This window comes from Acinetobacter sp. YH12094 (assembly GCF_013419295.1).
In the GTDB taxonomy this organism is placed as follows: Bacteria; Pseudomonadota; Gammaproteobacteria; order Pseudomonadales; family Moraxellaceae; genus Acinetobacter; species Acinetobacter amyesii.
Genome location: NZ_VPAK01000005.1, coordinates 79778 through 93636, shown reverse-complemented (window position 1 = coordinate 93636; position 13859 = coordinate 79778). Strand labels below are relative to the sequence as shown.

11 protein-coding genes are annotated in these 13859 nt (G+C 39.9%); 8 read left to right on the top strand and 3 right to left on the bottom strand.

Annotated elements, in window-relative coordinates; all coding sequences use genetic code 11:
* Positions 1-52 precede the first annotated feature (52 nt).
* On the bottom strand, positions 53-1612 hold the full coding sequence (gene lnt, locus FTU34_RS05880; RefSeq protein WP_180034996.1) for an apolipoprotein N-acyltransferase: 1560 nt from the start codon (positions 1610-1612) through the stop codon (positions 53-55).
* Entirely contained in the window at positions 1609-2448 is an 840-nt protein-coding gene (locus FTU34_RS05875) for an HlyC/CorC family transporter (protein ID WP_078189781.1), read from the bottom strand. The genes lnt and FTU34_RS05875 overlap by 4 nt, the downstream gene beginning before the upstream one ends.
* Positions 2449-2648: 200 nt before the next feature.
* Here FTU34_RS05875 and tusA point away from each other — a divergent pair, with 200 nt between their 5' ends.
* From tusA to FTU34_RS05855, 4 genes are all read left to right on the top strand, one after another.
* A complete protein-coding gene (gene tusA, locus FTU34_RS05870; protein WP_180034995.1) occupies positions 2649-2906 on the top strand; it encodes a sulfurtransferase TusA in 258 nt (85 codons plus the stop codon).
* A gap of 134 nt (positions 2907-3040) precedes the next feature.
* Positions 3041-5818, top strand: coding sequence for a type VI secretion system Vgr family protein (locus FTU34_RS05865; protein ID WP_180034994.1), 2778 nt, complete (start codon positions 3041-3043; stop codon positions 5816-5818).
* Positions 5819-6610 (top strand): hypothetical protein, encoded by a 792-nt coding sequence (locus FTU34_RS05860; RefSeq protein WP_067764051.1) that lies wholly within the window; start codon positions 5819-5821, stop codon positions 6608-6610.
* A 128-nt stretch (positions 6611-6738) separates the two neighbouring features.
* Entirely contained in the window at positions 6739-7218 is a 480-nt protein-coding gene (locus FTU34_RS05855; RefSeq protein ID WP_180034993.1) for a hypothetical protein, read from the top strand.
* A gap of 954 nt (positions 7219-8172) precedes the next feature.
* Here the strand turns inward: FTU34_RS05855 and FTU34_RS05850 are convergent.
* Positions 8173-9885 carry an electron transfer flavoprotein-ubiquinone oxidoreductase gene (locus tag FTU34_RS05850; RefSeq protein ID WP_078192805.1) on the bottom strand — a complete coding sequence of 571 codons (1713 nt, stop codon included), beginning with the start codon at positions 9883-9885 and terminating at the stop codon, positions 8173-8175.
* A gap of 194 nt (positions 9886-10079) precedes the next feature.
* On the opposite strand from FTU34_RS05850, the gene FTU34_RS05845 reads away from it, so the two are divergent.
* From FTU34_RS05845 to hemH, 4 genes are all read left to right on the top strand, one after another.
* Positions 10080-10688 carry a DUF1285 domain-containing protein gene (locus FTU34_RS05845; RefSeq protein ID WP_180034992.1) on the top strand — a complete coding sequence of 203 codons (609 nt, stop codon included), beginning with the start codon at positions 10080-10082 and terminating at the stop codon, positions 10686-10688.
* A gap of 48 nt (positions 10689-10736) precedes the next feature.
* Positions 10737-11621: a glutamate racemase gene (gene murI / locus FTU34_RS05840; RefSeq protein WP_180024507.1), complete on the top strand. Its 885-nt coding sequence runs from the start codon at positions 10737-10739 to the stop codon at positions 11619-11621.
* Between the two features lie 121 nt (positions 11622-11742).
* Positions 11743-12771 (top strand): DUF4062 domain-containing protein, encoded by a 1029-nt coding sequence (locus FTU34_RS05835; RefSeq protein WP_067764038.1) that lies wholly within the window; start codon positions 11743-11745, stop codon positions 12769-12771.
* A gap of 65 nt (positions 12772-12836) precedes the next feature.
* On the top strand, positions 12837-13859 hold the full coding sequence (hemH, locus tag FTU34_RS05830) for a ferrochelatase (RefSeq protein WP_180034991.1): 1023 nt from the start codon (positions 12837-12839) through the stop codon (positions 13857-13859).

The following is a 13859-nucleotide window of genomic DNA, read 5'->3' as shown; positions in this document are numbered from 1 at the left end:
CAATAAAAAAAACCGAGCCAAAGCTCGGTTTTTTTGATCTTTTGTAGCGGAATCAACGGCGTGATTTAAAAGAAATATCAACTTTACGCGGGCGATAAATCCAACCGAGAACCAATAACAAGAATGAGAAAATCAACACAGGCCAATCACTTAAGCGAGTGTAAAGTGTCTCGCCTTGCATGGCAGGTAAATCACCACGCAGTACCGCATCTTTATCCATTGGTGCTTGTTTCACAATGTGGCCATTATGATCAATAAAGGCGGTAATGCCAGTATTGGTTGCACGGATAAACCAACGGCCATTTTCTTTGGCACGCATTTGAACCATTTGTAGGTGCTGATGTGGGCTCGCTGTTCCAGTAAACCAAGCGTCATTGGAAATAGTCACTAGGTAGTCACTTTGACTGGCATTACGGCGCGTTAAGTTAGGATAAGCCACTTCATAGCAAATCGCTGCACCTAAATCATGACCTTTAACATTCAAAGGCTTTTGGTTGTTTGCACCACGTGAAAAGCCACTCATCGACGGGTCATTTTGTAGGGCAGGTAGTACCCAACTTAACATCCCTGAAAGCGGAATGTATTCACCAAAGGGTACCAGACGTTGCTTCTTGTATAGACCAGAAGACTCATCACCAGTTGCCATGATGGTGTTGTAATACATAGGGTGTTGGTTTTGCTGTGATTCCGCTAAATCCCAATAAGGAATACCTGTCACCCAAGCCGTACCTGTTTTATTGGCTTGGACTTTCATCGCATCCAAAAACGGCTCAATATCGGTTTGGAACATTGGAATGGAGGATTCTGGCCAAACAATGACATCACGGCCCCATTCGGTCCGACTTAATGACGCATACTTCATTAAGGTTTGAGCTTGGTATTCTGTTAACCATTTTAAATCTTGTGGAATATTGCCTTGAATTAAGGAAACACTCAGCGGTTTTTCATTTTTAGGCTGAACAAATTGCACTTGCCCTGCACCCCAAGCACCGAGCAAAACAAGGGCAGATGGAACAATCCAGAAGATGCGTTTACGTAGGATTTCAACCAAGGCACAGGCCAATACAATGACCGCAAAAGATACCCCAAAGATCCCGAATAATGGCGCATAGCCATCGAGGAATCGTTCAGTAAATGCATAACCTGCAAACAGCCATGGAAAACCGGTAAAGACCCAAGTTTTACTCCACTCGAAAAACACCCACAGTGGCGCAAAGGTCAGAGGGGTTTCTGGAAAGAAGCGGCGGTAGAGCCAACTCTGAACTGCGGTAAACAGCCCCATCACAATCGCCATAATGGCAATCATCAAAACACTGAGTGCTGAATTGGTATCACCATAGACATGGATCGAGGTATACAGCCAAAAAGCCCCGACAAACCATAAGCCAAAGCCATAAGCTAGACCAATGAAAAACGATTGTTTAGGTGCACGTTGACTTAGGTAGGCATACAACAGGGCTGGAGATAAAATTGCCAACCACCAATAATGATAAGGTGCCAGCGACAAGCTGAAGATGGCACCTGAAAATAATGCAATCAGCAAAGGATAGATGAAAGGTAGCTGTTTTTTTTGTTGTGAGTGGTTTAGCAGCTTATCAAAGTAGGTTCTCATTTACGGACAGCTCGGATCAGATGAATGGTACGTGCATCTGCCTCCAAAATGGTAAACTCCCAGTTTTCAAGTTCAATCACTTGACCTTGTAAATCACTGACCAAGCCCATTTCTTGTAGCAGTAAGCCGCCCACAGTTTCTACTTCATCATCTGAAAAATCAGCATCTAAAAGATTGTTAAAGTGTTCAATTGGTGTAAGTGCTTGAACCAACCATGTATTTGCACTTAGTGGATCTTCATCTGGAATGATAAATTGAGCTTCTTCATCGACTTTGTCGTGTTCGTCTTCAATTTCACCTACAATTTCTTCAAGAATATCTTCTAAAGTCACTAAACCTGAAGTTGTACCATATTCATCAATCACTACAGCGATATGGGTTTGGGTATTTTTTAACATACGTAAAACTTGGTCAGAACGCGCGCTCTCGGGTACAAATAAGGGTTGACGCATTAATGCACGAATATCGACTTTGGTGGTCGGTTCTGTCAAAAATGGCAACAAATCTTTGGCCAACAAAATACCGACAACATTGTCTGGCTGGTCTGAGGAAAAGACTGGGAAACGTGAGTGTGCAGATTCAACAAGTACATGCAAAATATCTAATAGCTCATCATCTTCTTGCAAGCTGATCATCGCAGTACGGGGGGTCATGACCTCGCGGATTTTAGTTGCAGGTAAGTCGAGTACCCCTTCGAGCATGGCAACTGTATCGGGTTCTAAGAAGCGACGTGAATCTTGTACCAATTTCAACAGTTCGTCACGGGTTTCTGGTGCAGTGCCCAGCCATTTACGTAAGCCGCGCATGCCCCACGACGGGCCGGATTCCTCTTGCATGATCTTTCCTAAAGACTCTTAATATCTAATAAATGATGATTTTATCATACCGTAGAAAATACAGTTGTCTATTGTTAATGTTGATCTAGATGATGAGCGATGAAGTCATTTTAAGACGTTATCATCTGCATTTTTCAAGCTAACATTCGGTCTTCAGGATTATGCTAAAATAGCGTTAGATTTTAATGCTGAGTTTTCTAATGTCTGAGCCTTCTGTGCCCCCATCAATTCAATTAAACACCCGTGGCTTACGTTGCCCTGAGCCTGTGATGATGTTGCATCAAGCCATTCGTAAATCAAAATCGGGCGATATTGTTGAGGTTTTTGCAACAGATAATTCGACCTCTTGGGATATTCCGAAATTTTGTATGCATTTAGGTCATGAGCTTTTGCTTCAAGAAGAACGTCTTGATGAAAATGGACATAAAGAATTCCATTATTTGGTTCAGAAAGGTTAATTTAAGAGATCGTAAAAAAATAATAATTATTAATATGTTACATTTTTATTAATAAAATAGGCTGGTCAAGTCTGATGGCTAGCCTATATCATTCGCAGCATAATTATACAAAGTTTAAAAAACAGACTTTTAAAATGTTAAATTCGATTGCTCTTATACTTGAAAAATTAGGCTTATCCGCCCAAAAACGTGCCATTCATGTGCAATTTTCCAACCCTGCGTTGAATGACGAGCTTTTTATTCAACGTATTGATGGAGAGCATGTCTTAAACCAAGGCGTGCAAGCGACTTTGATTTGCCTATCTACCAATGCCCTTATTCCACTAAAACAATTTATTGGCGCACAAGTTGCCGTTGATCAAGTGACCGATCAGGGCGAACTCTTTCGCACCACGGGTATTATTACCGAAGCCACCCAAGGGCAGAGTGACGGTTCACTCACGCTGTATAAACTCACTTTAGAAGATGCAACATCGCTGTGGCATAAACGCCGCAACAGCCGTGTGTTTATGAACAAATCGGTGCGCGATGTCAGTGAAACTCTCTTTAAAGAATGGCAAAGCAAAAGTCCGCTCTTTGCTGCCAGTCTAACGCTAGATCTAAGCGGTTTAAGTCAGAACTATGATGTCCGACCTTTCATCATGCAGTCGAATGAAAGCGATTATGACTTTTTAACCCGACTTTGGCGTAGTGAAGGCATTAATTGGCTCATCGATGAAGCGCAGCTGAAAGTGCCACATTCCTCAGCGCCAATTGAAAAACAAAAACTCCGCCTGATTGATGACAACAGCCAATATCAAGCACTCAGCCGTCGTAGTATCCGCTTTCATCGCTCTAGTGCCACAGAAAAACAAGACAGCATCACCAGCTTGATCGGTGAACGTAGCATTCAACCGACTGCGGTCCATGTGCAGCGCTGGCAAGCCGATGGACTGAGCCAAGAAGAAGGCGCAGGTTCTGTTCAAAGCAAACATCAGCATAGCCAAAGCCAAGACAATGCCAGCTTAAGTCTAGAACAAGCATGGCATGTCAGCCCTGCATGGATGCAAGATTTAAAAGGTGAAGATCAAGCCACTGCTTCATCCAACAGCCAAATTGAAAAATTGAATCAAAACCTTACGCGCTATCACGAGCTACAATCGAAAAAATTCAATGCACAATCGACCGTGCGTGATACCCAAGTGGGTTATTGGTTTGAATTGAATGAACACCCAGAAATCGATCAACACAGTGGTGCAGACAAACAATTTTTAATCACAGAAAAAAAATTCTATAACCAAAATAACTTACCTAAAGACCTCTCTGAACAAGTCAATCAACTGATTGAACAAAGCCAGTGGAACATTAAACCCATCCATGAACAGGCCGAGCGTCAGGCCAATCAGCTCACATTACAACGCCGCAATATTGCGACGGTTCCTGAATATAACCCACTCGAACACCGTCCAAGCACCCATCCGCAACGGGCTAAAGTTGTCGGACCAAGTGGTGAAGAAATACATGTCGATGAATGGGGGCGTATCAAAGTCCGCTTTTTATTTACCCGTGGAGATGACCACAGCCATGATGGCGGTGCAGGCAGTAATGACAATGATACGGATTCTGCATGGGTAGATGTGCTTACCCCATGGGCCGGTGAAGGCTATGGTGCACGTTTCTTACCACGTATTAATGAAATCGTGGTCATTGATTTCTTTGACGGCAATATCGACCGACCGTTTGTGGTGGGGCGCATACATGAAGCACAGCGCAGTCCAACCCAATTTGATAGTAAAGGCAAACTACCTGACACCAAAAAACTAGCTGGAATAAAAAGTAAGGAAGTCCAAGGTGAAGGCTTTGGACAACTGCGCTTTGATGACACGACTGGACAAATATCGACACAATTACAAAGTACTCATGGTGCCACTCAGCTCAACCTAGGGAACCTCAGTCATCCCAAAGAAACCGCAGAAAGTGAGGGAAGAGGCGAAGGCTTTGAACTGAGAACCGACCAATGGGGTGCAGTGCGTGCAGGACAGGGGCTACTTGTTAGTACACACCCACAACAACAAGCAGCAGCAATGCACCTCGACGCACTAGCTGCAAAAGATCAAATCGAAGCCAACTTAAACAGCAGTAAAGCCTTAAGTGAAGTGGCGAAAAACCAGCAAACTGACCCGCTTGAAGTCTTAGATAATCTGAAAAACTTCCTTGGCCAAATCGAAAAAGGCAGTAAAGAAAAAGCTGATGCCTTTAAACAAGCTTTAATGATTTTATCTGCACCAAACTCAATTGCTGTGAGTAGTCAGGAAGATATTCATCTTTCAGCGGATGGGCAGATCAGCCAAAGTGCAGGCGATAGCATCAACCTCAGTAGCCAAAAATCCTTAATTGCCCATGCACAAAGTAAGATCAGTCTATTTGCAGCACAAGAGGGATTACGTGCGTATGCAGGCAAAGGCAAAGTTGAAATCCAAGCCCAAGGAGATGGGGCAGATCTGATTGCACGAAAAGCTATTCAAATTATTTCTACGGAAGATAAAGTTGAAATCAAAGCGAGCAAAAAAATCGTGCTAACTGCTGGTGGTAGCCAGATTGAAATTAGTAGTGCGGGTGTATTACCGACAACTAGCGGTAAGTTTGAAGTGAAGGCAGGGCAGCATAAGTTTGTGGGGCCTCAACAAGTAAATGTTCCAATCACAACCTTGCCAAATGAACTGAAAAGCTTCAGTCAACAAATTAAGGTCATAGATCATACTCAAAAAATAATGCCAAATGAAAAATATGTGATTGTAAAACCAAATGGAGAATACTTGGCTGGAATAAGTGACATTAACGCAATGACAAAACGTATTTTTACTCAGCAGAAGGAAAAATTAAGAATTTTGGTTGGTCAGGATGCTGAAGATTTTTTAAAGGATAATAATTAAATGAGTCAAATGGTTGATACACAAGAAGGAAAGCCTGAAACTGAAATTAAAATTGATAATTATTCTTTGTTGGTTGGATTTGAAGCAAATTTAGCAGAAACAGCTTTTGTTGAACGTAAAGTAGGTATTTTAAAAAATAAAGTTGAAAAAGTTCAAATTTTGCAAGGGGAGGGTAGTGATTATGGTCATGCTTTCTTTTACATAACCAAAAATAATGTTGTGGAGGCCTTTTTTAGTTTTGGCCCAACAGAAGAGTTGGGAGATATAGAATATAAAAAAGGTGAAGAAGAGATAGACGGAAATGAAAAAATTTATGCAAATGGATACGTAAATAAAAGGCCAAGTACAACTTCTTATTTAATTTATGAAGTTGTTCAAATATTTAAAATAAATATCACGGAAAAAAAATTTCATAAAATTAAACAAAAAGTAGCAAAAGTTGAAGCGGCAGTGCTTAAAGGAAAACCTTATAATGTAATTTTGAATGATACCTGTGCTGAAGAAGCAGAAGATATTTTAGATGATGTCATTGATGACTTGCCAAATGGAAAAGGATACATTGAAATTGATGGAAAAATTCCCCCTTTTAGGGTGGTAAATCCATATATGTGGTGTAGTCAATTTTATAAAAAATATGGAGATAATGCTTACATTTATCCTGAATATCCCGAGGATGGTAAAGGTGTCGATTTATTTGATGCTGATGGTGAGCATGATTTCAGTGTATCATCCTGGAAGTTGGAAAATGGCCAACTTGATCCTTTGTTTGAGAATGGCTATTACGAAAATTAATTTCAAATCATACTTGTAAGGGATATGGAATGCGTATTTTTTTACTAGTAATCGTATGGGTAAGTACTAGTTTTTTCGGCTGTTATGCAAATAATAGTGTTAATGATAAGTCGATAAATGGATTGAATATGAATAATGAATTTATTTCAAAAAATAATATTAATTACCAATTATTAATTGAAAGAATTATTTTTTGTGTAAAAAATGGAGATTTTAATAAATCAGATTTAATGCTTGGTAAGTTAGAAATTTTAGCCCACAAAAATAATAACTTTAAGAAGGAGCAAGGAGTATATTTTAATATCCCGAACTTTCCAGACTTGCAAGTTAATTTAATTAAAAGTGTTGGTGATTCTGAATGGAGTGTTGTTAAATTACATAGTAAAAATGTATTCTATACTAAATTTATCCCAAATTTTAATGACACTTTTTTTGAAAATAATAGTTCTTTAAAGTTTAAGAAAATTGATTTTGACTCAAGATTAAGTAATTATAGGTATATATATTCTTATGATGGATTGTTTGATGTTATATTTATTGTAAAATCTGAACAATATAGAAAACAGAAGCATCCTAATAACTTTCAAGCGTTTGAAATACGAAGGTAGTTGATTTTTTTATAATAATTTAAAATTAACCCGCCTAAGCGGGTTTGTTGTCTCAAGTAAACTCAATATTTTATAGACTTATAAGTTTATTAAATAAAGATATTGGGGTTTAAAGCTATAATTTTAAATTTTTGGTGAAATTAAATTACTTGTTTTAAAAAAATAATACTTAAATATAGGGGTAATATTTGATTGAACTGCAATATTTTAGGTCAGTATAAATTATACAGTGATTGCTAAAACTTGATGGTCTCATAAGCTCCATTGATCCTGATAATGCATATTTTCAATGTTTCAGTATGATCAATATGGAGTTACTAAAATTAGAGAAAGCAGGCTTTTAAGATGAAAAAGAATATACTGGTTTTTATGATGCTCATTAGCTCGCCTGTATATGCTGAAGAAGAAAAAATAGCATATTTATACGAGAAAAATAAACAAGCGCTTTTTTTTAGGGGGGTGTAATAGGGGAGTTTTTCCATTTAATAGTATTGATTTTTCTAAGATAAAAGATCTGACCTTAAAATATAAGTTGGAAAAAATTCATCGAAATCATCAAGAGCCTACGTCATTTATTTTTCTGATTGAAAATAAGGAAATTACAATGTACGGTGGAGGAGATGAAGTTGTAAGTAAGCTTTGTAATATGGAAAAGCCTAGAGAAATTGAAATTAATTATTATAAAATTGAAGGATCTAAAAGAATATATTACTACATAGATGAAATTTAAATTTTTATTTTAGGCTTAGTGAAATTATTTCTTTTAATTATTTATAAAATATCTAAATCTAATGGATATAAAATGACACATTGATAATTATTTAAAATAAACTAATTATGAAATTATTTTTTTATAGGAATTAGTTTTTTTGTAATAATATTTATTTAAAGAGTGTGATTGTATATTAAAAAATAAACCCGCATTAAGCGGGTTTATTTCAATCTCAAAAGAGATTACATATTAGGATAATTAGGACCACCACCACCCTCAGGTGTTACCCAAGTAATGTTTTGAGATGGATCTTTAATATCACACGTCTTACAGTGAACACAGTTTGCCGCGTTAATTTGGAAACGCTTAGAACCGTCGTTTTCTTCCATAATTTCATAAACACCAGCAGGGCAGTAGCGCTGAGCAGGCTCATCCCATTTTGGTAAGTTCACATTTACAGGTATAGAAGCATCTGTCAGTTTCAAGTGAGCAGGCTGGTTTTCTTCATGAACGGTATTCGATACGAATACTGAAGACAAACGGTCAAATGTAATTTTACCATCTGGTTTTGGATAATTCGGTTTGAAGTTCGCAGCATCGACAGTTTTTAAAGCGCTGAAGTCGGGCTGTAAGTCATGCAGCGTGAACGGCACTTTAAAGATGTTTTGATCAACAAAGTTGAACGCACCACCCATCCATTGACCAAACTTATGCATAGCAGGGCCGAAGTTACGAGAGTTATATAACTCTTCTTTTAACCAGCTGTTGTTGAACTTGTCTGTGTACGCAGTTAACTCTTTAGCGAAGAAGTCTTCACCTTCAGTCACACGTGCAATCGCAAGGTCACCACCTTTTTCCACACCCGCAGCAATCGCTTCAAATACAGCTTCACCGCACAGCATGCCTGATTTCATTGCTGTATGAGAGCCTTTGATTTTCGCAAAGTTTAGGAAACCTGCGTCATCACCAATTAAGCTACCACCTGGGAAAGTGAATTTAGGTAGTGAGTTGAAGCCACCTTTTACAACCGCACGTGCGCCATAAGAAATACGCTTACCACCCTCAAGATATTGCTTGATCAGTGGATGTGTTTTCCAACGCTGCATTTCCATAAATGGATACATGTGTGGATTGGTATATGATAAGTCAACGATCATGCCCAAAGTCACTTGGTTGTTCTCAGCGTGGTATAACCACCAACCGCCTGAAGAACCTGTTTCACTTAAAGGCCAACCTGCACCGTGCATCACCAAACCTGGTTTATGTTTAGCAGGATCTATTTCCCATAATTCTTTAATACCAATACCGTAATGTTGTGGATCGGCATCTTTATCCAAGTTGAATTTTTGGATTAAACGTTTACCTAAATGACCACGACAGCCTTCAGCAAATAATGTGTATTTCGCATGAAGTTCATAGCCAGGGGTAAAGTTGTGCGTTGGTTCGCCATCTTTACCAATACCCATGTCGCCAGTCTGAATACCTTTCACAGTCCCGTCTTCATGGTAAAGAATTTCAGATGCTGCAAAGCCTGGGAAAATAGACACTTCTAATTCTTCAGCTTTAGCACCTAACCAGCGAACCACGTTACCTAACGAAATAACATAGTTGCCATCGTTATGCATGGTTTTTGGCACCATCCAATGCGGTGCTTCTTGTGATTTTTCATCAGACAATAAGAAAAAGGTTTTATCTTCAGTCACAGGCACATTTAACGGTGCGCCTTGTTCTTTCCAATCTGGGAACAATTCATTCATCGCGCGGGGTTCAAGCACAGCACCCGATAGAATATGCGCACCTACTTCGGAGCCCTTTTCCACGACACAAACGGACAGATCGTTTAGGTTATTTTCAATTGCAAGTTGACGAATTTTAATCGCAGCAGATAGGCCGGCAGGACCTGCACCGACGATAACTACGTCAAACTCCATCGATTCACGTTCGATGTGTTCCATGTAGGACTCCTCATATTTCGGAAGGTGGCATCCATTCAATTCATTTAAATGGTGCTGCCATGAGTGTTCTTAATGCCCAGACACAATTTTTCTATCGTGTCTTTGATATTGTGGGCTAGTATAGTTTTAAACCGAGTTCTAGCCAATTGGCTGAATCATATTATTTTTCCGTCACTAAGGTATTTATTAGGCGGATGAAGCAGCAATTGAACGAAAACCCGACGAAAAAATTCATTAATAGGGATGATAGAAATTTAATGAACATTGCACAATACTTAAAAGATGGACAGACCGGTCACAAAAGGTCAATCCCCCCATTAGATCAATGGCATCCAAAGCATTGTGGTGCAATGGATTTGAAGGTTTTAGCCAATGGAGAATGGTGGCACGATGGTCAATTGATCAAGCGGCAAGCACTCATTGATCTGTTCTCAACCGTGCTTTGGAAAGAAGATGGGAAATTCTATTTAAAAACCCCTGTGGAACAAATTGAAATACAGGTGGAAGATGAGTCTTTATTTGTTAATCAAGTCGATACGCTTGAGCTAGAAAACAAGAGCTATATCCAGTTTACGACCACAACACAAGACGTGATTGTTGTGGATGATGAACATCCTATTTTTATGCGTGAATATCAAGGTGAATTGCGCCCTTATGTACATGTGCGTTTTGGAATTAATGCACTGATCCAGCGTGCCGCATTCTTTCATTTGGTTGAGATGGGTGAACTGCTTGAAAATGAAAAAGGTGAATCCATTTTAGTGTTACAAAGTGGTGATTTGCGCTTGCAATTAGGCACCTGAGGTTTAAGCTTTCCACCTTGTCATTCTGAACAATATATAAGTGACCCTATGACCGCCATTCACCCCATTTACCCACTGGATGTACCCATGCCGAAAGCTGGCGCAGATGCACCGATCGGTTTATTTGATTCGGGGATTGGTGGCTTATCTGTGGCCTTGGAAATTGCGCGCTATTTGCCGAATGAACGTATTGTGTATTATGCCGATACTGCACATGTACCCTATGGGCCACGTGATGATCAAAATATACGTGAATTGACTGCACATGCCATAGAGTGGTTATACCGCCAAGGCTGTAAAGTTGCTGTCGTGGCATGTAACACGGCATCTGCTTTTAGTTTGGATTATTTGCGTGAACATTATGGGGAGAACTTCCCCATTATTGGTTTAGTTCCTGCGTTAAAGCCTGCCGTTCTGCAAACAAAAAGTAAAACAGTGGCTGTTCTTGCAACACCTGCGACATTTCGTGGAAAGTTGATTAAAGATGTGATGCATCGTTTTGCTGAGCCGGCAGGGGTCAATGTTCTGACTGTTACCAGTTTGGAATTAGTACCCTTTGTAGAAGCAGGTGCGCAGATGAGTGAGGCTTGTCTTAACACATTAACTGATGTTTTACAGCCAGTTGTAAATCAAGGTGCAGATTTTTTAGTGCTTGGATGTACACATTACCCCTTTCTAAAATCGGCAATTCAGTATATTTTTGGTCAGAAGCTGACATTAATTGACTCAGGTTTTGCAGTTGCACGACAAACAGCCCGAATTTTGATTAAAAATGAGTTATTATTTGATCAGAAAAGAGAAAATTGTTTGCGTATAGAGTGCTATGTCAGTGGCAATAATGCGGAAAATTTAAAACCGGTTGTGGCGCGCCTGATTCAAGATGATATTTCTTGGAACATTGCCAACATCGGACTTATAAGTTCAGAAGACTAAATCAGTCATTTTGGACAACGTTAAATGAAAAAATTAGTTTTTTATTGGGGTAGCCATGCCGCATTTCCCAGCTAAGATCAATTCGATGCTGAGTGCGTTATGCAGCGGGAGAGGATCACTAATGCTCGATAAGCGTTATCAAGTATTCATTTCCACATCTGGTAGCGAAATGCAGCCAGAACGGATTATTTTGGCTCAGACGCTTGTGGGAATGGGGTTTTTCTCATGGGGGCTAGAACAACGCACACCATTGAGCACTGCTTTTGCACGTCGTCAAATTGACGATTGTGACTATGTGATGATTTTATTGGGTAGTCAATACGGTGAGCAGTCTGTGTCTGGTGTGGGCTATATGCACCTTGAATACATCTATGCGGTGACCAAGCAAAAACCTGTCATTGTGTTTATGCATGATGATCCAGATTCACGTGATGATGCGTTACATGATGCTAAACCTGAACTTCGTGAAAAATTTAAAGAATTTAGAAAACTATTACAAAATGAAGTCGATCAAGTTTTTACCTATCGTAGTTTGCGTGATTTAGAAATGGCAGTTCGATTGAACATGCCACAAATGCTAGAACGCTATCCTGTTACAGGTTGGGTGCGTCCACAGAATACTCAAGCTTTACATGATGAAATTGATCGTTTAAAAGCCCAGTTAGTTCAACTCGAAACAGAGTCTGGAAAACGCGAAGTTGATCCGTTCTTATCTTTACCAAAAGTGTCGATGCATGAACTATTTTCATTTGAATACCGCATGCACGCTTATCAAGATGGTAATTTCAAAGAATTAAAAGTACAGAAGAAAATGACGTGGGCGCAGCTCTTGTCGATTTTAGGCGCAACCTTTGTTAATCCAACCCCTGAAGAATTCTTCTCTAAACGAATGAATGAGTTTTTGAATGAAACAGGTCTGGATGATGCACGTATTGAGATGCCACGTGCTCATGCGGTTGCGCGGGCACAAGTGAATATTCGTGCTTTACACAGCATTAAAAGCCAGATGCGGCAGAATGACTGGATTGTACCCAATGGCCGAGATGATCGTCAGCGGATGTTGTGGCAAGTGACCAGTAAAGGTCAAAAATTGTTAGAAAGTAATTTGCTTGATAATGATCGAGTTTTTCAATTTAAATCTGCATATTAATCTATTTTATTAAATGGATAAAAAGCTGTTACATTAGCGTCATTCAAATTGATGGAAAAAGCGTAATGTTGCCTGCCGAAAAAGCTAAAGTCACCATTATTCTCGCGAATCTAGGTACGCCTGATGCGCCAACTGTGCCCGCAGTGCGTCGTTTTCTGCAACAGTTTTTGTCGGATCAGCGGGTGATTGAAATCCCGAAACCGATTTGGCAAATCATTCTACGTTTGTTTATTTTGCCATTTCGCCCTAAACGTGTTGCACATGCTTATGAAATGGTTTGGGGTAATGATTCGCCCATGCGTGAAATTTTATTTGAGCAAGTTGCCGCAGTAAAACAGCATCTCACAGCAAAATATCCAGAATTTGAACTGAATGTGATTCCGGCCATGACTTATGGTAATCCAGGGATTTCTACCGCTTTAGCGCAATTGGCTGAGCAGCCTCAAGACCACATTCTACTATTTCCGTTGTTTCCACAGTATTCAGCAACATCTACGGCACCTTTATACGATGCCATTGCTAAATGGATTCCACAGCAGCGTAATTTGCCGGGTTTGACCATTATTCGTGACTACTATCAGCACCCGCTATTTATTCAAGCTTTAGCGCAAAGTGTGCGTGATTATCAAGCGGAGCATGGGGTCGCGGATAAGTTGCTGATGTCTTTTCATGGCATTCCACAGCCTTATGCTGATAAAGGTGATCCCTATGCAGATCGTTGCCGTGTGACGGGTCATTTAGTTGCAAAAGCCTTGGGTTTAACTGCTGAACAGTATGAGATTAGTTTCCAATCGCGCTTTGGTAAGCAAGAATGGGTGAAACCTTATACCGATGCCACTTTGGAAGCGTGGGGCAAACAAGGCGTGAAATCGGTACAGGTTATGAGCCCTGCATTTTCAGCGGATTGTTTGGAAACGCTAGAAGAGTTGGCGCTGCAAAATGCTGAAACTTTCCAAGCTGCAGGCGGTGGTGAATATGGCTATATTCCCGCTTTAAACGCGCGGGATGATCATGTCGCATTGCTCAATTTATTACTTCAAGCTAATCTTGATGCCTTAAAGCAAACATTAGCCCATTCATCGCCTTGA